Below are 25177 nucleotides of genomic sequence, written 5' to 3'. Positions count from 1 at the left end.
TTCGATCCGGGTTTCAGAGGGCCGCGTCGATGGCCTGCCACATGGCTTCGGGGATCGACAGGCGCGACCATTCGAGGTTCTGTGCGACGCGCTCTGGCCGGCTCATGCCGAGCACGGCCGCCCGCACGAGCGGCGAGCGCAACGGGAACTGGATGGCGGCGGCCTGGAGCGGCACATCGTATTGTGCGCATATGCCGGCGATCGCCTCCGCGCGCCGGGTGACGTCGGACGGTGGCGCGCCATAATCGTAGGTCGCCCCTTCCGCGCCTGGCCCCTTGGCGAGAATGCCGGAATTGAACACTCCGGCCGCCACGATGCCCGTGCCCGCCTTTTGCGCCGCCGGAAACAGGTCCTTTTCGGCGCTGCGGTCGATCAGGGAATAGCGCCCCGCGATCATCACGACGTCGAACCGGCCCGCCTCGACGAAGCGGGTCGCGATGTCGCTCTCGTTGACGCCGACGCCGATGGCCTTCACCTCGCCCGAGCGGCGAAGCTCGTCGAGCGCACGGTAGCAGCCCGCCATCGCCTCGTCGAAATGACGCTCGAAACCGTCCGGCCCGTGGGTGTAGCGGTCGACGTCATGGATATAGACCACGTCGAAATCCGGGAAGCCGAGGCGGCTGGCGGACTGTTCCAGCGCCCGCATCGTGCCGTCATAGCTGTAGTCGAAGACGGGTTTCAGGCGCAGCGGCGACGCCCAGAGCCCGTAGTCCACCGGGCTGCCGCGCGGCGGAACGAGATAACGCCCGACCTTGGTCGAGACCGTGATGCCGTCGCGCGGCACCGTGCGCAGGAACTGCCCCAGCCGAAGCTCGCTAAGGCCGTGCCCGTAGAGGGGAGCGGTATCGAAATAACGGATGCCGGCCTTGTAAGCGGCCGCAAGTGTGTCCTGCGCGACAGTCTCCGGCACATCGCGGTAAAGCGTGCCGATGCCGCTGGCGCCGAAGCCGATGCGCGAGGCGAAGGTGAAGGCCTCACCCATCTCAGGCGCTCTTTTCGCCGGCAAAGCCCGGCAGGCGGTACGCCTCGATGGCGTTGAGGCCGAAGATGCGGTCGAGATCGGCTTGCGGCAGGTCCTTCAGGCATTCGCGCAGCGCATCCACCACCCGGTCGTAACTCGCAGCCACGAGGCAGACCGGCCAGTCCGTGCCGAACATGCAGCGATCGACGCCGAACACGTCGAGGACCTCGTGCACATAGGGCTTCAGGTCTTCGGGCGTCCACGTCTGCCAGTTCGCCTCCGTCACCATGCCGGAGAGCTTGCACCAGACATGGCCGCGCTCGCCGCGGAACTGGCGGATCAGCGCCGCCCATTCGTCGAAGCCGCGATTGCGGATTTCCGGCTTGGAAATGTGGTCGAGCACGAAGCGCAGGCCGGGAAAGGCCTTGGCGGTCGCGATGCAGGCGGGAAGCTGCGGCAGGTTCGGTACAAGATCGTAGACGAGGCCGGCGGCTTCCACCGCCTTGAGACCGCTAACCGCGTCAGCGCGCAGTAGCCAGTTCGGGTCGCTCTCGGTCTGGATCAGATGGCGCACGCCGACGAGCCATTTGCCCTCGGGGCTTTGCCGGAGTTCGGCGATGGTGGCAGCGACATCCGGGTCGGTGAGATCGACCCAGCCGACGACGCCGGCGACGAAATCCGTCGCCTCGGCGGTGCGGATGAAATCCCAGGTCTCGCCGAGGTCGTTCCAGGTCTGGACGAGCACGGTGCCCGAGACGCCGTTGGACGCGAGCGACGGACGCAGGTCCTTGGGTGCGAAGACGCGGTTGATCGGTTCGAAGGGGCCGCTCAGCCAAGCATAGTCGCCGCCGCTTGCGGGATCCCAGAAGTGATGGTGGGAATCGATGATGGGTGTGGGCATGGTCCGTTCCATTGGCAATGGACGACGTGCCGTCTTCGGCACGCCGTCTCGGATGGTCTGTCGGTCAGCCGGCGGCGGCTACCAGCGCTGATGGACGTATTGGCGGATGTCCTCGTCGTAGATCTTCACGATCTCGTCCATGACCTCCTTGGGGAGCGCGGGCAGCCCGGCAGCCTCGGCGTTGGAGCGCGCCTGCGCCGGATTGCGCGCGCCGGGAATGGCGACGGTGATCGCGTCGAACATCAGGATCCAGCGAAGCGCGAATTTCGCCATGATCGTATCGCCGGACACCAACGGGCGGATGCGCTCCACCGCGTCGAGGCCGGCCTCGTAGGGAACGCCGGAGAAGGTCTCGCCGACATCGAAGGCCTCGCCATTGCGGTTGAACAAGCGGTGGTCCGTCGCCTCGAACGTGGTGTCGCGCTTGAACTTGCCGGAGAGAAGACCGCTCGCCAGCGGTACGCGGGCGATGATCGCGACGTTCTTCTGCTTCGCCTCCGCGAAGAAGCGTTCGGCGGGGCGCTGGCGGAAGGCGTTGAAGATGATCTGCACGCTGACGACGCCCGGATATTCGATCGCCTTCAGCGCTTCCTCGACGCGCTCGACGCTGACGCCGTAGTGGCGGATCTTGCCCTCCTCGACGAGCTTGTCGAGCCGCCCGAAGACCTCCGGATGGTAATAGAGGTCGGTCGGCGGGCAGTGCAGCTGCACGAGGTCGAGCGTCTCGACGCCGAGATTCGTCAGGCTGCGGTCGATCCAGGCATTCAGGTTTTCGGCGCTATAGCCCTCGACGGACTGCGCGGGCAGGCGCCGGCCGGCCTTGGTGGCGACGAAGGGTTTGTCGCCGCCGCGTTCCTTCAGCACCTTCGCGATGAGGCGTTCGGAATGGCCATCGCCATAAACGTCAGCGGTGTCGATGAAGGTGACGCCGGTGTCGAGCGCGGCGTGCAGGGCGGCCAGCGCCTCCTCGTCGTTCACCTCGCCCCAGGCGGCGCCGATCGCCCAGGCGCCGAAGCCGATTTCGCTGACGCTGCGGCCCGTGCGACCGAATTGTCGTGACTGCATTTTCATTCTCCCTTGTGGGTTTTCCATCCCGTGCGGACTTCCGAAATGCCGCCCGGCCGGTGCACGACCACGCTTGACATCTCCCTGGCAACGGTATTATCAGAAAACAGGGTTGTACGACAACCCGGTAAGACGGCAAAATCGCCATCGGGAGGAAGAAATGGTGAGATCCAGCCTATTGCGGGGCGGCGCGCTTGCGCTCAGCCTTGGAACATTCATCCATCCGGCGCTCGCGCAGGATGCGGAAAACGTCATCAAGATCGGCGTGGTCGCCGCGGAATCCGGCGCCTTCGTCTCGGCCGGCCACACGCTGCCGGCCGGCGTCGGGCTCGCCGTCCAGCAGATCAACGATGCCGGCGGCATCAAGGTCGGCGACAAGACCTACAAGCTCGAAATGGTCAAGCGCGACGACCGCACGGATGTCGCGACCGCCATCGCCGCAACCCAGGAACTGGTGCGCGACGAAAAGGTCCAGGCGATCTTCGGTTCGGAATCGCACGACTTCACGCTCGCCATGGCCAAGATCACCCAGCCGGCCAAGGTCGTTCACTTCGCCGGCAATTCCACGCTCGGCAAGGTTCTGACACCCGACGGCGTGAAGGCCGGCGGCGACGTGCATTACCTCTTCCAGTCGGAACCGCAGGAATTCCAGCGTTCGGGCTCGACGGCCCGCGGCGTTCTCAACCTGCTGGAGCCGCTGCTCGGCTACAAGCCGAAGAAATCGGTCATGATCGTCGGCAACGATGCGACGGGCCAGTTCCTGTCCTCCTTCTACATCACCGCGCTCAAGGCCGAGGGACAGGAAGTTCCGGACATCATCTTCTACCCGCCGGATACCACCGATTTTTCGCCCTTCCTCACCAAGGCGAAGAGCTTCGAGCCGGACACGATCCACTTCTGGTACAACGGCGACTCGACGCTGACGGCCCTGCCGCAGGCGATCGAACTGGGTGCCGCCAAGAGCTACTTCCTGTTCGGCGTCGATCCGGGCATCTGGAAGGAACGCGGCCTCTCCGCCGACGTGCCGGTGGCCATGAGCTGCGTGCCGGTCTGCTGGGGTGCGTCGTCAAACCCGAACTCGAAGACCTATTTCGACGCTTACTTCGCGGCCGGTGCGCCGCACGGCGTCACCTCGTCGGTCTCCCTGCTCTACCACGACTATGTGCATTTCCTCGCCAAGGCGTGGGAGAAGGCCGGCACGCTCGATCCCGACAAGACGGTCGAGGCGCTGATGTCGATGGATTATTCGGGCGTCGTTTCGGACAAGCTCGCCTTCAACGAGACCCACCAGGTGACGCATGCGACGGAAGTCTGCGCCGCGGCACCCGGCGGCGACATCACCTGCTCGATGCAGCAGCCGCCTGAAAAAGCGCCGGAATAAACCCTGTGCCGATCGATCCGCTCCCGCCGGGTGAAAGCCCTGCGGGAGCGAATGCCAACGGAGGCGGAACGGTCTGGCCGCCGCCTCGCACAGACGGAAGAATGCCGTGGACATCCTCATCCAACAGATCCTCAACGGCCTGTCGATCGCCAGCGTCATCACGCTGATCGCGGTCGGCGTCACGCTGATCTTCGGCCTGACGGGCATCATCAACTTTGCCCACGGCGAATTTCTCATGGTCGGCAGCATCGTCACCTGGCTCGCCGTCGGCAGCGGCCTCGGCTTTCCGCTCGCCGTCGCACTTGCGGTCGCGGCCGTCGCCCTGATGGGCTTCGTGCTGGAACGCGGCATCTTCCGCTTCACGCTGGAAAGGCCGACGAACGGGTTCATCGTCTCGCTCGGCCTCATCGTCGTGCTGCAGCACATCGTCATCCTGTTCTTCGATCCGAACCAGAAGAGCATCCCGCGCCCGCTTTCCACCGTGTGGGACGTCGGCGGCGTGCGCATCGCCTCGGTGCGCGTCATGGTCATCCTCGTCACGGTCGCCGTGGTCGCCGCCACTTATATGATGATCACCCGAAGCCGCTACGGCCGGGCGCTGCGCGCCAGCGTCGAGGACCGCGACACCGCCGCCCTGATGGGCATTCCGGTGCGCCGCTACATCACCGGCGTCTTCGTGCTGGGCAGCGCGCTGGCCGGCCTTGGCGGCGCGCTGCTCATTGCGCTCTTCCCGATCACGCCGTTTACCGGCGGCACCATGGTCATGAAGGGTTTTGCCGTGGCGCTCATCGGCGGCCTCGGCAATCTCACGGGCGCCGTCGCGGCGGGCCTGATCCTCGGCATCGTGGAGGGCCTCAGCGCAGGCTACGGCTTCTCCGAATGGACCGACGCCTACTCCTTCGGCCTCATGATCCTCGTCCTGCTCTTCCGCCCGCACGGCCTGTTCGGCGGCACGAGCGGGCCGAAGATGGCGTGAGAACAGAACGGCAGGAACCATGATTTCGTCACGCAACTCCCTTCATTCGCTGCTCGCGGTCCTGGCGCTGCTGGTGCTTCTCGCACTGGTGCCGCAGTTCTCGCCGAGCAACCGGCTTCTCTCGCTCGCCATCTCGGCGGGGATCAACGTCATCGCGCTCTATGGCCTTTCCGTACTGTTCGGCCAGACCGGCATCCTCTCGATGGGCCATGCCGCCCTCGTCGGCGTCGGCGCCTATACGGCGGCCATGCTGCTGCGCGATTTCGACGTCGGCTTCTGGGTGGCCCTGCCCTTCGCAGGGCTGTTTGCGGCGATCGCCGCGGCCATCGTCGGCATCCCGTCGCTGCGCGTCAGCGGCCACCACTTCGTCATCATGACCTTCGCCTTCGGGCAATTGCTGACGATCGTGCTCACCAATGGCGGCGATTTCACCGGTGCTGCAAGCGGCATCTCGATCCTCCGGCCGGTCACCCTCTTCGGCATCGACATGGGCGACCTGCCGCGCTTCTACGTGCTGGTCGTCGCCTTTGTCGCGCTGGCGGCCGTGGCAAGCTGGGCCATCATCAACTCCTCCTACGGCCGCACATTGCGCGCCATCCGCGAGAACGAGAAGCTCGCGGCTGCCCTCGGCATCAATGTCGGCCGGCACAAGATCGGCGCCTTCGTGGTCAGCGGCGTCTATGCCGGCGTGTCCGGCGTTCTGCTCGCCTATTTCCTCGGCCATATCTCGCCCCAGCAGTTCGCCTCCTTCCCGAGCATCTACCTCGCCCTGATGGTGATGATCGGCGGCGCGCGCCTGCTGCTCGGCCCGCTCGCCGGCGGCATCCTCGTCGCCTTTCTGCCGGAAGTGCTGAACCTCGACCCGGTCGAATCCCGCATCGTCTACGGCGTCTGCCTGATCGCCGTCATCCTGTTCCTGCCAAATGGCCTGATCGCCGGCATCGCCGAACTCTGGCAACGCCTCGTCGGCGGCTTCAGCAAGACAAGCACCGAAGCCACCCTGAAGGATACCGGCCGATGAGCGCCCTCCTGGAAATCTCCGGCCTGCGCAAGCAGTTTGGCGGCGTGGCGGCCCTTGCTGGCGTCGACCTCAGCATCGAGGACGGCGAGATCCTCGGCATCGTCGGTCCGAACGGATCGGGCAAATCGACCCTGTTTAACGTCATCACCGGCGTCCACAGGCCGACGGCCGGCCGCGTCACCTGGCGCGGGCAGGACGTGACCGCCATCCCGCCGCACCGCATCTCCCAGACCGGCATCGGCTACACCTTCCAGCAGGCGATGGCCTTCACCGGCCTCAGCGTGCGCGAAAACGTCACCATCGCGACAGAGCATTGCAAGCGCGCCGACGCGCGCGACTTTCCCTGGACGACGCCGGACGCGCTCATGGATTTCGTCGGCATCCGCCACCTCGCGGAAGAACGGGCGGGCGTGTTGCCCTTCGGCAGCCTGCGCCTGCTCGGGCTGGCGCTGGCGCTCGCCACGCGGCCGATCCTGCTTTTGCTCGACGAACCCGCCGCCGGCCTCAACGACAAGGAGACGGCCGCGCTGGTCGGCCTGGTCAAGCAATTCCCGCAAAACGGCATCAGCGTCTGCGTCATCGACCACGACATGAAGCTGATGCAGATGCTCTGCAAGCGGCTGGTCGTGCTCGATTTCGGCTCCAAGATCGCCGACGGCGCAACGGCCGACGTGCTGCGCGATCCGAAAGTGCTCGAAGTCTATCTCGGAGGCGACCTGTGACCCTGCTTTCCGTTTCCAGCGTCTCCACCGGCTACGGCGCCACCACCGTCAACCGCGACGTGTCGCTCACCCTCGATGCCGGCGAGATCGTCACCGTGCTCGGGCCGAACGGCGCGGGCAAATCCACGCTCCTGCGCACAATCGCCGGCCTCGTGCGCCCGCGCGCGGGAACAGTGACCTTCAACGGCGAGGACGTGACCGGCTCGCCGCCGGACGTGATGGCGCGACGCGGCGTCGTGCTCGTGCCCGAAGGCCGGCGCATCTTCGCCGACATGAGCGTCGAGGAGAACCTGCGGCTCGGCGCCTATACCCGCACGGATGCCGCCGCCGTCGAGGCCGATATCGCGCTGATGGAGAAGTTCTTCCCCATCCTCGCCGTCAAGCGCGCGCAGAAGGGCGGCTCGCTCAGCGGCGGGCAACAGCAGATGCTGGCCATTGCCCGCGGCCTGATGGCGCGGCCGAAGGTGCTGTTGCTCGACGAGCCCTCGCTCGGCCTCTCGCCGCTTCTGGTGAAGGAAATCCAGGGCATCATCCTCAATATCGGCAGGGAATTCGGCGCCTCCGTGCTGCTTGTCGAGCAGAATGCCGGCCTGGCGCTCTCCGTCGCCGCGCGCGGCTATCTCATGCAGAACGGTCGCATCATGCTGTCGGGCGCCATCGACGAGCTGCGCGACATGTCGCTGATGCGCGAGCTTTATCTCGGCGGCGTGAAGGAGAGCGCGTGATGGGCGCGCATCCGGTTTCCGTCTCCTACGGCCGGGGGCACCTGCCCATCGACCTGCCGGCCGGGGCCGTGCCGACCATCATCCGCAAACGCCCCCTGCCGAAGATCACCGACCCGCAGAGCGCGGTCGAGGCCGCTCTGGGGGCGCCGATCGACGCCGCCCCGCTGTCCGAACTGGCGCGCGGGCGCAAAAGCGCCTGCATCCTGATCTGCGACATCACCCGCCCCGTGCCGAACCGGCTGTTCCTCGGCCTCATGGTGCGCACGATGATGGCCGCCGGCATTCCGCAGGATGCCATCGTCATCCTCATTGCCACCGGCCTGCACCGCCCCAATCTCGGCGAGGAACTGGCCGAACTGATCGGCGATCCCTGGGTTCTGGAAAACATCCGCATCGTCAACCACGACGCCCGCGACGAGGCCGCGCATATCGACCTTGGCGTCACCCCGACGCGCGGCACGCCCGTCAAGCTCGATCGCCTGCTGGTCGAGGCGGACCTGCGCATCGCCACCGGCCTCGTCGAGCCGCATTTCATGGCCGGCTGGTCCGGCGGGCGCAAGGTCGTCGCCCCTGGTGTCGCCCACCACGAGACGATCCGCACCTTCCATTCCGCACGCTTCATGGAAGATCCGCTGGCGGTGCAATGCAATCTCATCGGCAATCCGCTGCATGAGGAGCAGTTGCAGATCGTCCGCAAGCTCGGCGAGATCTACGCGCTCAACACCGTGCTCGACGAGGAGCGCGACCTCGTCTGCGTCACCTTCGGCGAGATCGTCGCCAGCCATGCGGCCGCCGTGGACTTCGTCAGCGACGCCACGCGCATCGACGTTCCGCACAGGTTCTCGACAGTCGTCACCTCGTCGGCCGGCTACCCGCTCGACAAGACCTACTACCAGACGATCAAGGGCATGGTGACGCCCATCGACATCCTAGAATCGGGCGGAACGCTGATCATGGTGTCGGAATGTTCGGAAGGCTTCGGCTCGCACGAATTCCGCGAAGCACAGGCCCGTCTCGTCGACCTCGGACCCGAACGCTTTCTCGCCACGCTGACGGCCAAATCACTCGCCGAAATCGACGAATGGCAGACGGAGATGCAGCTCAAACCGATGCGCGTCGGCCGGATCGAACTCTATACGACCGGCCTTCAGGGTGATGACCGCCGGCTGACCGGCGTCGGCATGATCGACGATATCGGCGCGGCAATCGCCCGCAGCATCGAGCGGAGCGGTGATCCCCGCGTCGCGGTGATCCCGGAGGGGCCTTATGTCATTCCCCAGACGGCGTGACGGAGGGCGGGCCGATGCGCTCCGTCGTGTCGCGCAATTCGGCGAAGCGGGCGAGGCTGCGGGTGAGATGCGTCCTCAGCGCCTTCTGCGCACCCTTGTCGTCGCCGGCCTCGATGGCCGCGAAGATCGTTTCGTGCTCGCGGTGCATGCGGCTCGTGTGCCGCGTCTTCTCCGCCTTCGCCATCGCCTCGAAGCGCGCCCACTGGCGCGGCATCATCAGGGTGCCGAACGTGTCGAACAGCCGCGCGTAATAGGGATTTTGCGTGGCGACCAGAATCGCGCGGTGGAAGGCCGCATCCTCGATCGCGCCGGATTCGCCCCGTTCGATCGCCGCATCCAGCGCGTCGAGGCGGGCGCGCATGCGCCGGAGGTCCTCCTCCTCGCGCCGCAGCGCGGCAAAGCCGCCGGCCTCCACTTCGAGGCCGACGCGCAGTTCGAGCACGCTGATGACGTCGTCGATCGATTGCAGGTCGTTCGGCACGATGGAGAAGGCGCGCGGCTTCGGATCGTTGGTCACGAAGGCGCCAAGGCCCTGGCGGGTGGTGATGAGCCCGCGGGCGCGCAGGGCGGCAAGCGCCTCGCGCACCACCGTGCGGCTCACCCCCGTCTGGGTCATGATCGCCTGCTCGGTCGGCAGGCGCTGGCCTGGTGCCAGATCGCCGGATTCGATCTGCGCCGCCAGGGCGTCGACAAGGCCGCTGCGCAGGTTCGGGACCTGCTGGATGGCGTCGAAAAATGCCGTGTCCTTGTCCGTCATCGTCCGAATCGAACTCCTTCATGCGCCCCGGCCTGCGGGCGGCGAAAACTCCGTGCTATCCGATGACGCGGGAAAAATCAAAACGAGAGACAACCAAGGGGAGGACGCGATGAGGGAACGGATCGGTTTCATAGGGCTCGGCGCCATGGGCGCCGGCATGGCCGGCAACCTGCTGGCCAAGGGTTTTCCGCTCGCCGTGCTCGCCCACCAACGCCGCGAGGCGATCGACGACCTCGTCGCGCGCGGCGCAGAGGAAGCAGCCACGCCGCGTGCGCTAGCGCAGGCATGCGACATCGTCGTGCTGTGCGTGACGGGCTCGCGCGAGGTCGAAGAGGTCGTGAAAGGCCGCGACGGCCTCGTCTCCGCCGGCAAGCCGCTGCTCGTCATCGACTGCTCCACCTCCAACCCGGCGCAAACCACCGCGCTTGCCGCCGAGCTCGAAGGGCAAGGCATCATCCTCCTCGACGCGCCGCTCGGCCGCACGCCGAAGGAGGCGGCGGAAGGCAAGCTCGACGTGATGATCGGCGGCGCGGCGGAGCACGTCGCCCGCGCCCGCCCGGTGGTCGAGGCCTTTGCCGGCCGCGTCATCCATACGGGCGCGACCGGCAGCGGCCACACCATGAAGCTGCTCGTCAACTTCGTCTCGATGGGCTACTCGACGATCTATTCCGAAGCGCTGACCGTCGGCGCGAAGATGGGGCTGACGCCCCAGGTCATAAACAGCGTGCTCAGCGGCAGCCGCATGGACTGCCCCTTCTACCAGGCCTTCTTCGATTTCGTGCTGAACCGCAACGAGAACGCCCAGCGCTTCGCCATGAAGAACGCGCTGAAGGACATGAGCTATCTCGCCGCCACCGCGCAGGCGGCCGGCGTCGTCAATCCCATCGGCGCAGCGGTGCGCAACAGCTTTGCCAGCGCCGTCGCGGCCGGCAAAGGCGAGGCTTTCGTGCCGGCGCTCTCCGACGTCATCGCCAGCCTGAACGGCATATCGCTGCATGACGACGGGGCGAACGGCACATGAACGCCTTCCACCTCGATCCGCTCGGCGGCATGGCCGGCGACATGTTCGCCGCCGCCCTGCTCGATCTGCGGCCCGAGCTGGAGCCCGGATTGCACGATCTCATCGCCCGCTGCCCGCTGCTGGACGCTGTCGCGGCCACGCTCGCGCCGCATGACGACGGGGTGCTGACGGGCCGTCGCTTCACGGTGACGAACGACAACGCGCCGAAGGATCACCCGCCCCACCATCATCATCATCATCATCATCATCACGCCCATGATGGCCACCACCATGACGATATTCCCCACAGCCATGTCGAATGGCGCTCGATCCGGCACGCGCTCGAACATATGCCGGCGCCCGCCGCGGTGATCGGCCATGCCATCGGCATCTTTTCCGAGCTTGCCGCCGCCGAGGCCCGCGTGCACGGCACGACGCCGGAGGCCGTGACCTTCCACGAGGTCGGCGCCTGGGATTCCATCGCCGACATCCTGGCCGCCGCCTATCTCATCGACGCCGTGGGGCCTGCTGAATGGACGGTCGGCCCAATCCCGCTCGGCTCCGGAAGGATACGCACAGCCCACGGGCTGCTGCCGGTTCCCGCCCCCGCGACGGTGCTGCTGCTCGAAGGTTTTTCCATGATCGACGACGGCGTGGGCGGCGAGCGGGTGACGCCGACGGGAGCGGCGATCCTGCGCTATCTCTGCAAGGACGGGCCTGGCGCCCCGCGCTCCGGCAGGCTCGCCGGATCCGGCCACGGTTTTGGCACGCGCCGGCTAACCGGCGTCAGCAATTGCCTGCGCGTCCTCGCCTTCGAGCGGGGAGAGGATATCCAGGCCGACCGGGTCGCCGTGCTCGAATGCGAGATCGACGACCAGACGGGCGAGGACCTGGCGATCGCCCTTGCCCATATCCGCGCCCATGCCGGCGTGCTGGATGCCGTGCAGGCGGTCGCCTTCGGCAAGAAGGGCCGGCTGATGACGCAGCTGCGCGTACTTTCCGCCCCGCACGCCGCCGATGAGGTCGCGCGGCTGATCTTCGACGAAACCGCGACGCTCGGCATCCGCCGCACCGTCACCGAACGCCTGACGCTGCCGCGCCGCAGCCACGAAGCACAGGCGGGCGAGCGGACGCTTCCAGCCAAGACCGCCGCACGCCCTTCCGGCGAAACGACGAAGCTGGAGGCCGATGCCCTGTCGGCGGTCGCCGGCCGGGCCGCGCGCGAACGGCTGCGGCGCGAGGCAGAAGGCGGCAGTCGATGAACCGCCTCCTCGGCGACGTGATCGGCGAGATCGGCACGGCGGCGCTGGCGCTGAGCGGCGGCGTCGATTCCATGACGCTCGCGGTCTTTGCCGGCCGCCATCTCGGTCCGTCCCGAGTAACGATGCTGCACGCGGTTTCAGCCGCCGTGCCAGCCGAGGCAACCGCGCGGGTCGAGGCCTGGGCGCGCCGAGAGGGCTGGCGGCTGGAGCTGATCGATGCCGGCGAATTTTCCGACGAGAATTATCGTGCCAATCCGGTCGACCGCTGCTTCTTCTGCAAGGGCAACCTCTACGGCACCATTGCCAGCCGCACGGAAGCGACGATCCTTTCGGGCACCAACACCGATGATCTCGGCGAATACAGGCCCGGCCTCGACGCGGCGAAGCGCCATGCCGTGCGCCACCCCTTCGTGGAAGCCGGCATGAACAAGCCCGCGGTGCGGTCCCTCGCCCACACGCTCGGCCTCGGTGATCTCGCCGAACTGCCGTCTTCACCCTGCCTGTCGAGCCGCGTCGAAACGGCGATCCGCATCGAGCCCGCAATATTGGTGGCCATCCACGCGGTGGAAAAACTCGTTTCCGCCCGGCTCGCGCCCGAAACGGTGCGCTGCCGCCTGCGCCGCTCCGGCATCGTCGTGGAACTCGACCCCGCAAGCCTGTCGGCAGCGGGTGACGATGTCCGCTTGACACTGGCAGGCGACATAACCGCCCTGCTCCCACCGGAAATCGCTGGCGCAGCCATCGCCTTCGCGCCCTACCGAAACGGCAGCGCCTTCCTGCGGGAGGGCGCATGAGCGACGTCGTTTTCGATTTCGACCGGGAAAACCGCATCGGCCTTGGCGAGGCGGTGCTGTGCGGTGAAAAATCCGTGGCCCAGATCGACACGATCCTTGAGGGCGCCTTCGCACGCAACGCCAGTCTCCTGCTGACGCGTCTGGCGCCGGAAAAGGCGGAAGCCCTTGCCGCCGCCCACCGCGCGCAGATCGACTACTGCCCCCTCTCCCGCACCGCCTTCTTCGGCCCGGTGCGGGCGGTCGCCGACAACCGCTCGGTCGCGATCGTCGCCGCCGGCACCTCGGATGCGCCGGTCGCCCGGGAGGCGGCGCGCACGCTCCGGCATGCGGGTGTCGAGGCCTCCCTCATCGTCGATGTCGGCGTTGCGGGCCTGTGGCGGCTGATGGAGCGGATCGAGGAGATCCGCGCCTTTCCAGTCGTTATCGCAGTGGCGGGCATGGATGCCGCGCTCGCCAGCGTGCTTGGCGGCCTCGTCGGCTCGGCGGTGATCTGCGTGCCGACCTCCGTCGGCTACGGCGCGGCGGAACAGGGGCGCACAGCGCTCAACGCCATGCTGGCGAGCTGCGCCTCCGGCCTTGCCGTCGTCAACATCGACAACGGCTATGGTGCCGCCTGCGCCGCGCTGCGTATCCTCGCCAGCGCCCGGCGGATCGCCTCCGCCTGAGCCCTCACGCCGCGTCGACGGTCAGCTGCTGCTGCTCGCCAAGGCCTTCTATGCCGAGGCGGATGGTCTGGCCTGCCTTGAGGTAGACCGGCTCCGGCTTGATGCCGAGGCCGACGCCCGGCGGGGTTCCCGTCGATATGATGTCGCCCGGCTGCAGGCTCATGAACTGCGAGATATAGTGCACGAGGAAGGCGACGCCGAAGACCATGGTGCGCGTCGAACCGTTCTGGCGCGAAACGCCGTCGACGGTCAGCCACATGCCGAGGTTTTGCGGATCGGCGATCTCGTCGCGCGTCACCATCCAGGGGCCGATGGGGCCAAAACTGTCGGCCGACTTGCCCTTGGTCCACTGCCCGCCGCGCTCGGCCTGGAAGGCGCGTTCGGAGACGTCGTTGATCAGGCAGTAACCGGCGACATGCTTCATCGCATCGGCTTCCGGGACGTAACGCGCCTCGTCGCCGATGACGACGCCCAGCTCGACCTCCCAGTCCGTCTTCACCGAGTTGCGCGGGATGATGACATTGTCGTTCGGCCCGGTGATGGCGCTGGTCGCCTTCATGAAGAGGATCGGTTCCTTGGGGATTTCCGCGCCGGTCTCTGCCGCATGGTCGGCATAGTTGAGGCCGACGCAGATGAACTTGCCGACGCGCGCCACGCACGGCCCCATGCGGCCGGGATCGGCGACCAGCGGCAGGCTGGCCGGGTCGATTGCCGCAAGGCGGGCGATGCCCTCGTTCGTCAGCACGCCGCCGGCAATATCGTCGACATGGCCGGAAAGGTCGCGCACGCGGCCTTCAGCATCGAGCAATCCCGGCTTTTCGGCGCCGTGCGAACCGTAACGGAGAAGTTTCATGGTCTTGTTCCCGTGGAAATAAAGCTTATCAGGCGTTCGTCCAGCCGCCGTCGATGACGACGGCGTTGCCGGTCATGAAGGCGGACTCGTCGCTGGCGAGGTAGACGACCAGTTCAGCGACTTCGCCCGCCGTGCCGAGCCGGCCCATCGGCTGGCGGCCGATGAAGGTGGCGCGGGCGGCGTCATAGTCGCCGGTCGCGCGCATGCGGTCCTGTAGCGAGGGGCTTTCGATCGTGCCGGGGCAGATGGCGTTCACGCGGATGCCCTTCGTCACATAGTCGACGGCCACCGACTTGGTAAGCCCGATGACGGCGGCCTTGGTCGTGCCGTAGATGAAGCGGTTCGGCGCGGCGATGACCGTGGAGGCGACCGAGGCCATGTTGACGATCGACCCGCCGCCGCGCTCCAGCATGCCGGGCAGGAAGGCGCGGATCATGCGGTACATGGAGCGCACGTTGAGCGAGAGGGAGAAGTCGAAGGCATCCTCGTCGCAGTCGAGGATCGTGCCGTTGTGCACATAGCCGGCGCAGTTGAAGAGGATGTCGGGTGCCGTAATCGAGCCGGCGAAGCGCTTGATCGCTTCCGGATCGAGCACGTCGAGGGCGCGGGTCTTCACGCCGGCCATGCCGTCGAGCGCGGCGAGCTTGCCGGCGTCGACGTCGGTCGCCACGACCCTTGCACCCTCGCGCGCGAAGGCGAGCACGGTCGCGTGCCCCATGCCCTGCCCGGCGGCCGTAACGACGGCCGTCTTTCCCTGCAACCTGCCTGCCATGTTCATGATTCCTTTTCGAAATGATCGTCAGCGCCGTCGGTGTCGACGGTCGCGGCCGGAAGACCCACGCGGCGCGCGGCGCCCGCAAGATGCTCGGTCATGGCGCGCCGGGCGCCGTCGACATCGCCGGCCGCAATGGCATCCAGGATGCTCTGGTGCTCGCCGAGCGTGATGCTCGCCAGATCATCCGAGCGCTGCTGGTGGCCGGAGGCGAGGATGCTGTCGCGCACCCGCTCCGAGGCGAACATCAGGAAGGGCGCCATGTAGGAATTCTGCGTGGCCGAGGCGACGGTGCGGTGGAATTCGAGGTCGGTCTTCAGCCAGGTGACGCTGCCATAGGGTGCCGCCGCCATGGTCGCCAGCGCCTCCTTCATCGCGTCGATGTCCGCATCGGTGCGGCGCTGCGCGGCGATGCCCGCAATCTCCACTTCGAGAATGCCGCGAATCTCGAACAGGTTCTTGAAGGCATCCGCCTCCTGCAAGGAATCGTGATCGATGGTGAGAACCGTGGTGTTCTGCGCATCGGCCACGAAGGCGCCGCGGCCCTGCTGCGACCAGATGCGCCCTTCCGACCGCAGCCGGGCGATGGCTTCGCGCACGACATTGCGGCTGACGCCGAAGGTCTGCGCCAGCGCCTGCTCGGTCGGCAGCTGGTCGCCCGGCTTCAGCCGCCCCTGCGCGATTTCGCGCGAGATGGAGCTTGCGACCAGCGTCGACAAATGCGGACCGCGATTGACCTTGTCGAGTTTCAGCATCATGGATCACCCCGTTCGTCCGTCTCTTCGGACGGCAGGAGTCTACCTATATTCATAATCGCCGCCGGATCGAGTGCCCGCTTGATGCGGAAGGCGAGATCGAGCGAAACCGGGTCCACCCGTTCAAGAAAAGCTGCCTGCTTGACGCGGCCGATGCCGTGCTCGGCGCTGAGCGAACCGTCGTAGCGGTCGACCACGTCGAAGATCACCATCTCCGCCTCGTGGAACAGATGCTCGATATCGGCGGGATCGTCCATGCCGACCGGCGGCACGATGTTGAGATGGATGTTGCCGTCGCCGACATGGCCATAAGTGACGGCGAGCGCCTGCGGGTGGCTCGCCGAGAGCGCCGCCAGCGCATCGTCGACGAAACCGGCAAGGCTGGAGATCGGCACGGAGACGTCGGTGCGCAGGTAACGCCCGCCGCGCCCCTGCGCCTCCACCATCACCTCGCGCAGCTGCCAGAGCTGCGCCGCCTGCGCCCGGCTCGTCGCCACCGCGCCGTCGACCACCAGATCGGAGGCGCCGATCAGGAAATCCTCAAGGATGGCGCGCAGGTCGACACGCCCGCCGGCCGAGGCCTCGATCAGCACATAGACGGGGCAGACCGTCTCGAAGGGCTCGCGAAAATCGCTGCGGGCGGCAAGCGCGATCTCGATGCCGCCGCGCAGGATCAGCTCGAAGGCGTTCAGCAGGTCGCTGCATTCGCGCCGCGCCCGGGCGTAAAGCTCCATGGCATCGGCAACCGAGCGCAGGCCGACCAGCGCGGTCTCGATCTGGCTGGGCTTCGGGAACAGCTTCAGCGACACCGCGGTGACGATGCCGAGCGTGCCTTCGCTGCCGATGAAAAGCTGCTTGAGGTCATAGCCGCGGTTGTCCTTGCGCAAGAGCTTGAGACCGTTCCAGACACGACCGTCGCTCAGCACCACTTCGAGGCCCAGCACCAGGTCGCGCGTCATGCCGTAGCGCAGCACGTTGAAACCGCCGGCATTGGTGGCGACATTGCCGCCGATGCGGCAGCTCCCCTGCGCGCCAAAAGTGATCGGCAGGATGCGGTCCTGCGCCTCCGCCGCGGCCTTGGCGTCCTCCAGGATGCAGCCGGCCTCGACGACCATGGCATAGTCGATTGGGCTGACGGAGCGCACCCGGTTCATGCGGTCGAGCGACACGACGACCTCGTCGCGCGGCGTGGAGGCGACAGCCGCGCCGACAAGCCCGGTCAGCCCGCCCTGCGGCACGACGCCGATGCCGTTTTGCGAACAGAAGGCGAGCAGGCGGGAGACGTCGGCGGTCGAGCGCGGCCGCGCGACGGCGAGCGGCAGGCCGTGGTGGTCGCCCGTCCAGTCGCGCGTGTAGCGTTCCATGTCTTCCGGCGCGGTCAGGAGAAGGCCGGCCGGCAACTCCGCCAAAAGCGCCGCCAGCTTTTTTTCGCGCGCGGAACCCGCCACGTTCATCACTTCTTCTCCTCGCTCGCCCGAAGGGCTGGACAAGTATCCTACTTGCATGGTTATCATACAACACTGATAAGGAACATCAAGGGCGGTCACACTTTTTCCAAAGCCGTTCCGATGTGGAAGTCAGAATGAAAACTGCCACTTAATGGAGGAATGCCACCATGGCCGATGCACCGAGCCAGTTCCGCATGATGCACACGATGATCCGGGTTTTCGATCTCGACGCTTCGATCACGTTCTATACCGAGCTTCTCGGCATGACGCTGCTGCGTCGCGACGACTATCCCGAAGGCAAGTTCACCAATGCCTTTGTCGGCTACGGTCCCGAAGAGACGGACACGGTCGTCGAACTCACCTACAATTGGGGCCGTGAGGAGGGTTATGACCTCGGCACCGGCTTCGGGCACCTCGCGCTCGGCGTGCGCGACATCTACGCCGTCTGCGGCGCGCTGGAAAAGCAGGGTGCCCGCATTCCGCGCCCGCCAGGTCCGATGAAGCACGGCACGACCCACATCGCCTTCATCGAAGACCCGGACGGCTACAAGATCGAGCTGATCGATCTCGACACGATGTCCTGACCGCAAATAGCGGGGTCCTGATCGCCATTGGAGGGAGCCGCGCCCGACGGCGCGGCTCCCTAGCGGGCGAATGGGAGAGTTTCCGCCCGAACCGGCCATGTCACTTGATGACCGGGATCTTGCTGCGGTCGATGGTGATGGCGACCGCGATGATGAGCACGGCGCCGAACACCACGTTTTCCGCAAAGATATTGACGCCGACGAAGGTCATGCCGATCCGCACGATCGAGATGATCAGCGCGCCGACGGCCGTGCGCGCCACGCCGCCGAGCCCGCCCGTGATCGCCGTGCCGCCGACGATGACGGCGGCGATGGCCGGGAGCAGCAGCTGGTTGGCGAGGCTTGGCGAGCCGCTGGAAAGGCGCGAAGCGAGGATGACGCCGGCAATGGCCGAAAGCGTTCCCGACAGGGCGAAAGCGACGATCTTCACGCGGTCGACATTGACGCCCGCCGCAAGGGCTGCCGGCTCGCCCGCCCCGACCGCGAAACTGTAGCGGCCGAACCGGGTGTAGCGCAGGATGAGGAAGCTCACGAGGCCGACGCCCGCCGCCAGGATCGCCACGACCGGAAGGCCGGCGACCGTGCCGTTGATCCACATCGTGTTCTGGCGCCCGGCCTCCTCGATGGTGATGGCGCGACCTTCCGCGATCCACAGCGCGATGCCGGCAACGACGCCCCCCGTCGCCAGCGTCGCCACGAAGGACGGCACGCGCAGGCGCACATGCACCACACCGCTGAGGATGCCGAAGACCGTTCCGGCTGCAATGGCGACCGGAAAGGCAAGAATGCCGAGCGACGGCAGGAGCTGGGCGAGGATGACGCTCGCCAGCGACGCCACTGCCTGAATGGAGAGGTCGATGCCGCCGAGCAGGATGACGAAGGTGACGCCCGTCGCCAGGATGAAGAGGACGGCGGTGTTGGCGAGCAGCAGCGCCAGCGTCTCGCCCGTCAGGAAGCCCGGCGAGCCGATCTCGACGATCACGATCAGCAAGACGAGCAGGGCTGGCGGAATGGCGCCCTGGAACCAGCCGGCCGCGATCCTATCGGAAAACTTCTTCATGGCCGTCTCCTCACACCATTTCCCGCACCAGATCGACCTGGTCCGGCTTGCTGCCCGCCGCCGCATCGAAATGCGCCGTCACCGCACCGTCGCGCATGACGAGCACCCGATGCGACAGGCCGATGGTCTCCTCCAGCGTATCGGAGAGAAGCACGATCGCGATGCCCTGGTCGCAAAGGTCGCGCACCAATTCGTAGACCTCCTCCTTCGCGCCGACATCGAGGCCGCGTGTCGGGTGGTCGAGGATGAGGATGCGCGAGCCCGCCGTCATCCAGCGGGCGAGCACGACCTTCTGCTGGTTGCCGCCCGAAAGCTTGCGGCAGGCGACATCGGGGCCGGGCGCCTTGATCTTCAGCTTTCGGATCCACTCCGCCGCCAGCCGCCGCTCCTTGCCATAATCGATGGCGCCGCCGCGCATGACGCTCGAAAGATCGGCGAGCGAGATGTTTTCCGCAATCGACAAGAACATCACCAGCCCCTCATAGCGGCGCTCGCGCGGGATGTACCCGATACTCTTTTTCACGGCCTGTTCCGGCGAGGTGAACCGCACCTCCTCGCCGCGGACCTTCAGCACGCCTTCGCTCTGCGGCATGAAGCCGCCGAGCGTGCGGCTCAGCTCCTCGCGGCCGGAGCCGACGACGCCGGCAATGCCCAGGATTTCGCCGGCATGGATCTTGAAGTCGAGGTTGTGGAAGGCGCCCTTGACGCCGAGGCCATTGGCTTCGAGCACCACGTCGGGGCGCGGCGGCTTCTGGCGCGGCTCCTTGTAATATTCCGTCTGCAGGCCGCGGCCGACCATTATCTCGTGCAGTTGCGGCGCGGTGACATCCGACGCGCTGTGCTCGGCGACCACCTCGCCGTCCTTCATCGTGTAAACGCGGTCGGAGATGCGCAACACCTCGTCCAGCCGGTGCGAGACGAAGACGAAGCTGGCGCGCGATTTGAGCGCGCGCACTCGGTCGAACAGCACCTCGATATCGGCGGCGGTCAGCACCGAGGTCGGCTCGTCGAGCAGGATGACGAGCTGGCGCGACACCGATTCCTCCAGCGTCAGCGCCTTTGCGAGCTCCACCATCTGGCGGGCGGCGAAGGACAGTTCGGCGGTGCGCGTCGTGACGTCGATGTCGACGCCGATCTTGGCAAGCTGGCGGCGCGCCGCCGCGCGCATCGCCCGCCAGTTGACGATGCCGAAGCGGGTGAACCGGTCCTCCTGGCCCAGATAGATGTTTTCGGCGACCGACATGTTGAGGAGCAGCGACTGTTCCTGGAACACCATGCCGATGCCGTGCAGCGCCGCGTCGCGCGTGCCGCGCAGGCGCAGCGGCTCGCCGTCGAGCGTCAGCGTGCCGCTGTCGGGCCGGAGCGTACCGGCCAGCGTGCGCATCAGCGTCGACTTGCCGGCGCCGTTCTCGCCGATCAGGCCGATCACCTCGTTTTGCCGGATCTCGATGGAGACATCCTTGAGCGCCTTCACGCCCAGGAAGGATTTGGAGATTGCGTTCACGCTCAGCATGGCGGTCACTTCACGATCTTGAGGCGCAGGCGATCCAGCGAAAGCGCGACCGCCGCGATGATCAGCAGACCCTGCACGGTCTGCTGCACGTAGGGAGAGATGCCGAGCAGCACCATGCCGTTGGCAAGCACCGTGACGATGAGGACGCCGACCAGCGTGTTGAGCACGCCGCCCTCGCCTCCCGTCAGCGCCGTGCCGCCGACAACGACGGCCGTGACGGCGGCAAACAGCCGACCATCGGCGATGACGGCGTTTGACTGGCCGAGCTGTGCCGCGGACAGCACGCCCGCCACGCCGAAGAAGAAGCCGGCCACGCCGAAGGCAAGGATGCGCACCCGCACGAGGCTGACACCAGAGAGTTCGGCCACGTCCTCGCCGCCGCCGATCGCCACGATATGGCGGCCGAGCCTTGTATGATACTGGATCACCACCGCCAGCAGGAAGGCGGCAAGAGCCACGAAGACCGCCAGCGGGAAACCGAGGAAACGCTCCAGCGAAAGCGCGCGAATGGAGGCATCCGACAGCCGCACGGCCGACCCGCCGAGCATGTAGACCGATATGCCGAGCCCGATGAACCACATGCCGAGCGTCGCCATGAAGGAGGGGATGCGCAGCATCGTCTGGATGAGGCCGTTGAGCAGACCGATCGCGACACTCGCGGCGATCGCCACCAGCACGGCCAGCCAGCCGTAATCGTTGCCGTTGAGGTCGTTGGCGGCAAGCATCACGAGCACCATCGCCGAGACCGACAGGGCACCCTCGACGGACAGGTCGATGCTGCCCATCAGGATGATGAAGGTCATGCCCATGGCGAGCGTCAGCGGCACCGCCGCGGAGTTGGCGATGCGGATGAGATTGCGCGGCTCGATGAAATTCGGGTTGGCGATCGCGATGAGCACGCAGAGAACGATGAGCACGACCAGAGGGGCGAACCGGCGCAATGCCTTGCCCCCGCCCCTTCCCGCAAAACGCGCGAACAAGCCTCGCATGGTCGATGCCTCCCCCGCGTGTTCCACGACCTTCATGCTGTCAGAATTGGCAGTCAAAGGAAACACTCCGCTTCAAAGGCTGAAAGGTCGCCGGCGAAGCGATCGCCGGCGACAAAACCCGGCGCGCCGCGCCGGGTCCTTGGGAAGATGGATGCTTTCGTCAGGTCCGGATCTGGCCGACGACACGACCCCACAGGTCGTTCCAGTCGATCGTCGGCTGCGCCTCGACATTCGTCTTGTAATATTCCTCGACATTGTCCTTGGTGATCGCGACGACCTTGCCGTAGAACTCGCGATGCTCCGGCGGTTCCGCCGTCGGATCGAGCTTCTTGGTCAGGGCGGCCAGGCCGAGCGCAAGGCCGATGCCCCCCTGCCAGAACGGATCGGAGGTGATGGTGCAGGCGAATTCGCCGCTGCGCACGGCATCCACCGCCGCCTTGATGCCATCGATGCCGACCACCGGCACCTTGCCGGCAAGGCCTTCCGCGCGAAGCGCTTCCAGCGCGCCGGTGCCCATGTCGTCGTTCGCCGCCCAGATGCCCTTGATCTCGTCGCCGAAGCGGGTGAGCAGGTTGCCCGTCAGGTCGAAGGCTTCGGTGGATTTCCAGTTGGCGACCTGGAAATCGAGCAGCTTGATGTTCGTATTGGCGGCCAGCGCCTCGTCGAGCCCTTTCTTGCGCTCGATGGCGGCCGTCGTCGAGATCATGCCGCCGAGCGCCACGATGCCGCCCGATCCGCCGATCGCGCTGAACAGCACTTCAGCGATCTGCTTGCCGCTGGCAATGCCGTCGAATTCGATATGCGAGACGTAGTTCGGGTTGAAATCGACCGGATGCAGGTCGGCCGGCTTGTTCCACTGCGTGACCACATAGGCGCCCGCCGCCTTGCAGGCCTCGACGATCGGACGGGCGTCCGGCGTGTCGTTCGGGTCCGAGTTCAGCACCATGTTGCCGCCGGTCTTGGCGAGCATGGCCTTGATGTCGGCGATGCCCTTCTCGCTGTTGCCTTCGGAGACGAGCGTGACATGCTCAAGTCCGACCGACTTGGCGAAAGCCTCGGCGCCGGATTTCCAGACGGCATGGTAAGGATTGGAAAGCGAACGGATCGACGTGACCAGCGTCGGCGCGCCCTGCGCGAAGATGCGCCCGGGCATGGCGGCGACCGCCAGGCCCGACGCCGCGCCCAGCAACAGCGTGCGCCGCTTCATCGTTCCGAAATGTGCAAATTGACTTCCATCAGTCATTCTCGTTCCTCCCGTGAAACAATGGAAATTCCGTTCCCCGCCGGTTCGGCCCGGCTGCCTGAACCCTTTGAGCGGCCGTCGTCCAAAACTCCTCTGTTGTACGACAACCCTTCAACACGATAACCATACCCTTGATCGCGACGACGCACAAGGGACTTGAGAATGTCCGTGCGAAAGGGAAACAAAATTCCTCGTGAACGCTGATGGAGAGGGTATGCCGGACGTTTTTTGGCAGGAGCCGGCGCGGTCCAGGATTCGCGGTCGAAGTCGCTCGGCTGCGAGAATAACGATACAGTGCCGTCCAAACAATTGTGGCGGCAAACAATGCCGCCACCGATCTCTTCGGGATGATCTATAGCTTTCGCAGAGAGGCGGGGCTCAAGCCGGCAGGCGGGCTCCCGTCATTGCCTCGCTCAGCTTCCACAGGCGCTCTGCCGAGGCAGGGTCGACGGCATAGGGCGCCACTTTGGACGTCCGCCGGTCGCGGCCTTCGAGGGTCATCGTAACCTTGCCGTCTTCGAGCTCCGCAATGTCCGAGCTGGCGCAGAAGACACCGCCCTTGCCATCGAGCTGTGGACTGACCGCGCACCAGACATGGGTAGCCGCGCCCTGCGGGATGGATTTCATGTCGCGGTCGGGATCGATGACCGGCTCCCCATTGGCGTCGAGATTGCCCATCTCCTTCAGTCGCTCGACCGACAGATGCTTGGCAAGGCCGGTGATGATGCCGCCCGGATGCAGCGAGAACGCACGAATGCCGTGCTCGCGGCCGCGCCGGTCGAGCTCGACCGCAAACAGGATGTTGGCGGTCTTCGACTGACCGTAGGCGTTCCACGGGTCATAGGCCCGGTTTTCGTAGTTGATGTCGTCCCAGACGATATCCGAGAAGCGATGCCCCATGGACGAGACGGAGACGACGCGCGCACCGTTCGCGCGGATGAGCGCCGGCCAGAGCCGCAGCGTCAGCTGAAAATGGCCAAGATGGTTGGTCGAGAATTGCATCTCGTTTCCACGGGCGTCCTGCGTGCGCTCGGGCACGGCCATGATGCCGGCGCTGTTGATCAGGATATGGAGCGGCAGGCCCGACCGGACGATACCGCGGGCAAGAGCATCGATCGAGGCCGGGTCCGTGAGGTCCATAGGCTGGACCTCGATGCAACCGCCGATCTCGGCGATCGCCCGGCGGGCACGCTCGACATCGCGCGCCGGCACGATGACGCGTGCACCGGCCGAGGCCAGCGTCCGGGCGGCCTCCAGGCCGAGACCGGCATAACCGCCGGTGACGATGGCAAGCTTGCCGGTCAGGTCGATGCCACGGATGACGTCGATCGAGGTCGTATAGGCGGAAAAGCCCGATCCAAGCGGCTCCTGGGGCGTGGTCATTTTGTAAAACTCCGGTGGTTGATCGCTATGGCTTGGATATGCGCTCTTCTTCCCGTATTTTGAATGCGCAATAATCCCTCATTCTGTAGCCAAAGTTCAGAAATGGCCCGCGACCCCCTGTCCCAAACCCTTGAGCTGATCGACGCCCGGATGATCTATGCCGGTGGGTTTATCGGCGGTGGCGACTGGTCGATCCGGTTCGATCCGCCGCGCAAGATGAAGTTCTTCGTGATCGGACGCGGCTCCTGTCTTCTGGCGCTCGATGGAATCGCGACACCGTTCCGGCTCGAAGCCGGCGACGTCTTCCTCCTGACACGCAATGCCGGTTTCACCGTGACGACCGACCTGTCGCTGGCGCCGAAGCCGGCGCATGCGATTTTTGCCGGCGCAGGCGCGGCGATCGTACCGGTAGGCCAGGGCGACGATTTCCTGTTCCTCGGCGGTCATCTCGACACCGATCACGCAGGCGGGCGACTGATGGTGGAAAGCCTGCCGGATTTCCTGCACATCCCCGCCTGCGAGAGCGGTGCAGGCCGCCTTGGCGCGCTGATCGGGGAATTGGTCGAAGAGGCCGCGGGGCGTGCTCCCGGAGCGGAAATGGCCTGCTCCAGTCTAGCGCACCTGCTGCTGATCCAGATCCTGCGCCGCCACCTTTCGGCAGCCGTTCAGGTCGAGCCCGGCTGGTTGCGCGTTGCCTGCGATCCGCGGCTTGTGCCGGCCCTGGCGCTGATGCAGGCCAACCTTGGGCACTCCTGGAGCTTGCCGGAACTCGCCCGTGCCGCCGCCATGTCGCGGACCGCCTTCGCGACGCATTTCCGCGCCGTTGCCGGCATTCCACCGCTTGCCTATCTGACCGAGTGGCGCATGCGCCAGGCAGACCGCGCGCTGCGCCGCGGCGGCAGTTCCGTCGCCGAGATCGCCCATTCGGTGGGCTACAGTTCGGAGGCGGCATTCAGCGCGGCCTTCAAGCGCGTCATGGGACGCTCACCTCGGCGCACCGCCCGGACCAACGGCAGAGAACTGGATGCAGCGTAAGATGTCGGCTTAATGGGATTCGC

At 66.2% G+C, this 25177-nt stretch carries 25 protein-coding genes; 12 read left to right on the top strand and 13 right to left on the bottom strand.

Features of this window, described 5'->3' with window-relative positions; all coding sequences use genetic code 11:
* Positions 1-13 precede the first annotated feature (13 nt).
* The 3 genes from AC1RWL_RS00250 to AC1RWL_RS00240 all read right to left on the bottom strand — a co-directional run bounded on the left by AC1RWL_RS00250 (position 14) and on the right by AC1RWL_RS00240 (position 2927).
* A complete protein-coding gene (locus tag AC1RWL_RS00250) occupies positions 14-982 on the bottom strand; it encodes an aldo/keto reductase (RefSeq protein WP_493093786.1) in 969 nt (322 codons plus the stop codon).
* Position 983: 1 nt separating this feature from the next.
* Positions 984-1862: an amidohydrolase family protein gene (locus AC1RWL_RS00245; RefSeq protein WP_493093787.1), complete on the bottom strand. Its 879-nt coding sequence runs from the start codon at positions 1860-1862 to the stop codon at positions 984-986.
* A gap of 78 nt (positions 1863-1940) precedes the next feature.
* A complete protein-coding gene (locus tag AC1RWL_RS00240) occupies positions 1941-2927 on the bottom strand; it encodes an aldo/keto reductase (RefSeq protein WP_493093788.1) in 987 nt (328 codons plus the stop codon).
* Between the two features lie 160 nt (positions 2928-3087).
* Here AC1RWL_RS00240 and AC1RWL_RS00235 point away from each other — a divergent pair, with 160 nt between their 5' ends.
* The 6 genes from AC1RWL_RS00235 (at position 3088) to AC1RWL_RS00210 (ending at position 9041) form a co-directional block, all read left to right on the top strand.
* Complete coding sequence (locus tag AC1RWL_RS00235) at positions 3088-4308, top strand: ABC transporter substrate-binding protein (RefSeq protein WP_439626884.1); 1221 nt, start codon at positions 3088-3090, stop codon at positions 4306-4308.
* Between the two features lie 106 nt (positions 4309-4414).
* A complete protein-coding gene (locus AC1RWL_RS00230; RefSeq protein WP_493093789.1) occupies positions 4415-5284 on the top strand; it encodes a branched-chain amino acid ABC transporter permease in 870 nt (289 codons plus the stop codon).
* Positions 5285-5303: 19 nt separating this feature from the next.
* Positions 5304-6305, top strand: coding sequence for a branched-chain amino acid ABC transporter permease (locus AC1RWL_RS00225; protein ID WP_493093790.1), 1002 nt, complete (start codon positions 5304-5306; stop codon positions 6303-6305).
* Positions 6302-7027 (top strand): ABC transporter ATP-binding protein, encoded by a 726-nt coding sequence (locus tag AC1RWL_RS00220; RefSeq protein WP_435268848.1) that lies wholly within the window; start codon positions 6302-6304, stop codon positions 7025-7027. Before AC1RWL_RS00225 ends, AC1RWL_RS00220 begins: the two co-directional genes overlap by 4 nt.
* Positions 7024-7752, top strand: coding sequence for an ABC transporter ATP-binding protein (locus tag AC1RWL_RS00215; RefSeq protein WP_435268849.1), 729 nt, complete (start codon positions 7024-7026; stop codon positions 7750-7752). Before AC1RWL_RS00220 ends, AC1RWL_RS00215 begins: the two co-directional genes overlap by 4 nt.
* The gene (locus AC1RWL_RS00210; protein ID WP_493093791.1) at positions 7752-9041 is read left to right on the top strand and encodes a nickel-dependent lactate racemase family protein; all 1290 of its coding nucleotides are present in this window, start codon (positions 7752-7754) and stop codon (positions 9039-9041) included. Before AC1RWL_RS00215 ends, AC1RWL_RS00210 begins: the two co-directional genes overlap by 1 nt.
* Here AC1RWL_RS00210 and AC1RWL_RS00205 read toward each other — a convergent pair.
* Entirely contained in the window at positions 9022-9798 is a 777-nt protein-coding gene (locus AC1RWL_RS00205; RefSeq protein ID WP_493093792.1) for a FadR/GntR family transcriptional regulator, read from the bottom strand. The two genes, AC1RWL_RS00210 and AC1RWL_RS00205, sit on opposite strands and share 20 nt — an antisense overlap.
* Here AC1RWL_RS00205 and AC1RWL_RS00200 point away from each other — a divergent pair.
* Genes AC1RWL_RS00200 through larB form a run of 4 tightly spaced genes read left to right on the top strand, consistent with a single transcriptional unit; the run spans position 9764 to position 13519 of the window.
* Positions 9764-10819 carry an NAD(P)-dependent oxidoreductase gene (locus tag AC1RWL_RS00200; RefSeq protein WP_493093793.1) on the top strand — a complete coding sequence of 352 codons (1056 nt, stop codon included), beginning with the start codon at positions 9764-9766 and terminating at the stop codon, positions 10817-10819. The two genes, AC1RWL_RS00205 and AC1RWL_RS00200, sit on opposite strands and share 35 nt — an antisense overlap.
* Positions 10816-12060 carry a nickel pincer cofactor biosynthesis protein LarC gene (gene larC / locus AC1RWL_RS00195; protein ID WP_493093794.1) on the top strand — a complete coding sequence of 415 codons (1245 nt, stop codon included), beginning with the start codon at positions 10816-10818 and terminating at the stop codon, positions 12058-12060. The genes AC1RWL_RS00200 and larC overlap by 4 nt, the downstream gene beginning before the upstream one ends.
* Positions 12057-12854: an ATP-dependent sacrificial sulfur transferase LarE gene (gene larE / locus AC1RWL_RS00190; protein WP_493093795.1), complete on the top strand. Its 798-nt coding sequence runs from the start codon at positions 12057-12059 to the stop codon at positions 12852-12854. Before larC ends, larE begins: the two co-directional genes overlap by 4 nt.
* A complete protein-coding gene (larB, locus tag AC1RWL_RS00185) occupies positions 12851-13519 on the top strand; it encodes a nickel pincer cofactor biosynthesis protein LarB (RefSeq protein ID WP_493093796.1) in 669 nt (222 codons plus the stop codon). The genes larE and larB overlap by 4 nt, the downstream gene beginning before the upstream one ends.
* Before the next feature lie 4 nt (positions 13520-13523).
* Here the strand turns inward: larB and AC1RWL_RS00180 are convergent, their stop codons facing one another.
* The 4 genes from AC1RWL_RS00180 to AC1RWL_RS00165 are packed head-to-tail and all read right to left on the bottom strand — an operon-like array spanning position 13524 to position 17353.
* Complete coding sequence (locus tag AC1RWL_RS00180) at positions 13524-14372, bottom strand: fumarylacetoacetate hydrolase family protein (protein WP_493093797.1); 849 nt, start codon at positions 14370-14372, stop codon at positions 13524-13526.
* A gap of 28 nt (positions 14373-14400) precedes the next feature.
* Positions 14401-15144, bottom strand: a complete 744-nt coding sequence (locus AC1RWL_RS00175; RefSeq protein WP_493093798.1) for an SDR family oxidoreductase — start codon at positions 15142-15144, stop codon at positions 14401-14403.
* A 2-nt stretch (positions 15145-15146) separates the two neighbouring features.
* Positions 15147-15902: a FadR/GntR family transcriptional regulator gene (locus AC1RWL_RS00170; protein WP_493093799.1), complete on the bottom strand. Its 756-nt coding sequence runs from the start codon at positions 15900-15902 to the stop codon at positions 15147-15149.
* Positions 15899-17353 carry an FAD-binding oxidoreductase gene (locus AC1RWL_RS00165; protein WP_493093800.1) on the bottom strand — a complete coding sequence of 485 codons (1455 nt, stop codon included), beginning with the start codon at positions 17351-17353 and terminating at the stop codon, positions 15899-15901. Before AC1RWL_RS00165 ends, AC1RWL_RS00170 begins: the two co-directional genes overlap by 4 nt.
* Positions 17354-17514: 161 nt before the next feature.
* Between AC1RWL_RS00165 and gloA the strand changes: the two genes are divergently transcribed.
* Entirely contained in the window at positions 17515-17931 is a 417-nt protein-coding gene (gloA, locus tag AC1RWL_RS00160; RefSeq protein WP_493093801.1) for a lactoylglutathione lyase, read from the top strand.
* Between the two features lie 100 nt (positions 17932-18031).
* Here the strand turns inward: gloA and AC1RWL_RS00155 are convergent, their stop codons facing one another.
* The 5 genes from AC1RWL_RS00155 to AC1RWL_RS00135 all read right to left on the bottom strand — a co-directional run bounded on the left by AC1RWL_RS00155 (position 18032) and on the right by AC1RWL_RS00135 (position 24119).
* Positions 18032-18991, bottom strand: a complete 960-nt coding sequence (locus AC1RWL_RS00155; protein WP_493093802.1) for an ABC transporter permease — start codon at positions 18989-18991, stop codon at positions 18032-18034.
* A 10-nt stretch (positions 18992-19001) separates the two neighbouring features.
* The gene (locus AC1RWL_RS00150; protein ID WP_439618204.1) at positions 19002-20504 is read right to left on the bottom strand and encodes a sugar ABC transporter ATP-binding protein; all 1503 of its coding nucleotides are present in this window, start codon (positions 20502-20504) and stop codon (positions 19002-19004) included.
* 5 nt (positions 20505-20509) lie between these two features.
* Positions 20510-21493 (bottom strand): ABC transporter permease, encoded by a 984-nt coding sequence (locus tag AC1RWL_RS00145; RefSeq protein WP_439618203.1) that lies wholly within the window; start codon positions 21491-21493, stop codon positions 20510-20512.
* Between the two features lie 160 nt (positions 21494-21653).
* A complete protein-coding gene (locus AC1RWL_RS00140) occupies positions 21654-22736 on the bottom strand; it encodes a sugar ABC transporter substrate-binding protein (RefSeq protein WP_435268864.1) in 1083 nt (360 codons plus the stop codon).
* A gap of 378 nt (positions 22737-23114) precedes the next feature.
* Positions 23115-24119, bottom strand: a complete 1005-nt coding sequence (locus AC1RWL_RS00135) for an oxidoreductase (RefSeq protein WP_493093803.1) — start codon at positions 24117-24119, stop codon at positions 23115-23117.
* A 102-nt stretch (positions 24120-24221) separates the two neighbouring features.
* On the opposite strand from AC1RWL_RS00135, the gene AC1RWL_RS00130 reads away from it, so the two are divergent.
* Positions 24222-25154 carry an AraC family transcriptional regulator gene (locus AC1RWL_RS00130; protein WP_493093804.1) on the top strand — a complete coding sequence of 311 codons (933 nt, stop codon included), beginning with the start codon at positions 24222-24224 and terminating at the stop codon, positions 25152-25154.
* The last annotated feature ends 23 nt before the right edge of the window (positions 25155-25177 follow it).

The organism is Shinella sp. GW821-FHT10F02 (assembly GCF_058809275.1).
This window is presented reverse-complemented; position numbering and strand designations above follow the sequence as displayed.

Bases quoted from the DNA above. Each gene is read 5' to 3' on its own strand.
- AC1RWL_RS00250 (WP_493093786.1), bottom strand. From the start codon at position 982: ATGGGTGAGGCCTTCACCTTCGCCTCGCGCATCGGCTTCGGCGCCAGC.
- AC1RWL_RS00245 (WP_493093787.1), bottom strand. From the start codon at position 1,862: ATGCCCACACCCATCATCGATTCCCACCATCACTTCTGGGATCCCGCA.
- AC1RWL_RS00240 (WP_493093788.1), bottom strand. From the start codon at position 2,927: ATGCAGTCACGACAATTCGGTCGCACGGGCCGCAGCGTCAGCGAAATC.
- AC1RWL_RS00235 (WP_439626884.1), top strand. From the start codon at position 3,088: ATGGTGAGATCCAGCCTATTGCGGGGCGGCGCGCTTGCGCTCAGCCTT.
- AC1RWL_RS00225 (WP_493093790.1), top strand. From the start codon at position 5,304: ATGATTTCGTCACGCAACTCCCTTCATTCGCTGCTCGCGGTCCTGGCG.
- AC1RWL_RS00220 (WP_435268848.1), top strand. From the start codon at position 6,302: ATGAGCGCCCTCCTGGAAATCTCCGGCCTGCGCAAGCAGTTTGGCGGC.
- AC1RWL_RS00210 (WP_493093791.1), top strand. From the start codon at position 7,752: ATGGGCGCGCATCCGGTTTCCGTCTCCTACGGCCGGGGGCACCTGCCC.
- AC1RWL_RS00200 (WP_493093793.1), top strand. From the start codon at position 9,764: ATGGCGTCGAAAAATGCCGTGTCCTTGTCCGTCATCGTCCGAATCGAA.
- AC1RWL_RS00205 (WP_493093792.1), bottom strand. From the start codon at position 9,798: ATGACGGACAAGGACACGGCATTTTTCGACGCCATCCAGCAGGTCCCG.
- larC (WP_493093794.1), top strand. From the start codon at position 10,816: ATGAACGCCTTCCACCTCGATCCGCTCGGCGGCATGGCCGGCGACATG.
- larE (WP_493093795.1), top strand. From the start codon at position 12,057: ATGAACCGCCTCCTCGGCGACGTGATCGGCGAGATCGGCACGGCGGCG.
- larB (WP_493093796.1), top strand. From the start codon at position 12,851: ATGAGCGACGTCGTTTTCGATTTCGACCGGGAAAACCGCATCGGCCTT.
- AC1RWL_RS00180 (WP_493093797.1), bottom strand. From the start codon at position 14,372: ATGAAACTTCTCCGTTACGGTTCGCACGGCGCCGAAAAGCCGGGATTG.
- AC1RWL_RS00175 (WP_493093798.1), bottom strand. From the start codon at position 15,144: ATGGCAGGCAGGTTGCAGGGAAAGACGGCCGTCGTTACGGCCGCCGGG.
- AC1RWL_RS00170 (WP_493093799.1), bottom strand. From the start codon at position 15,902: ATGATGCTGAAACTCGACAAGGTCAATCGCGGTCCGCATTTGTCGACG.
- AC1RWL_RS00165 (WP_493093800.1), bottom strand. From the start codon at position 17,353: ATGAACGTGGCGGGTTCCGCGCGCGAAAAAAAGCTGGCGGCGCTTTTG.
- gloA (WP_493093801.1), top strand. From the start codon at position 17,515: ATGGCCGATGCACCGAGCCAGTTCCGCATGATGCACACGATGATCCGG.
- AC1RWL_RS00155 (WP_493093802.1), bottom strand. From the start codon at position 18,991: ATGAAGAAGTTTTCCGATAGGATCGCGGCCGGCTGGTTCCAGGGCGCC.
- AC1RWL_RS00150 (WP_439618204.1), bottom strand. From the start codon at position 20,504: ATGCTGAGCGTGAACGCAATCTCCAAATCCTTCCTGGGCGTGAAGGCG.
- AC1RWL_RS00145 (WP_439618203.1), bottom strand. From the start codon at position 21,493: ATGCGAGGCTTGTTCGCGCGTTTTGCGGGAAGGGGCGGGGGCAAGGCA.
- AC1RWL_RS00140 (WP_435268864.1), bottom strand. From the start codon at position 22,736: ATGACTGATGGAAGTCAATTTGCACATTTCGGAACGATGAAGCGGCGC.
- AC1RWL_RS00135 (WP_493093803.1), bottom strand. From the start codon at position 24,119: ATGACCACGCCCCAGGAGCCGCTTGGATCGGGCTTTTCCGCCTATACG.
- AC1RWL_RS00130 (WP_493093804.1), top strand. From the start codon at position 24,222: ATGGCCCGCGACCCCCTGTCCCAAACCCTTGAGCTGATCGACGCCCGG.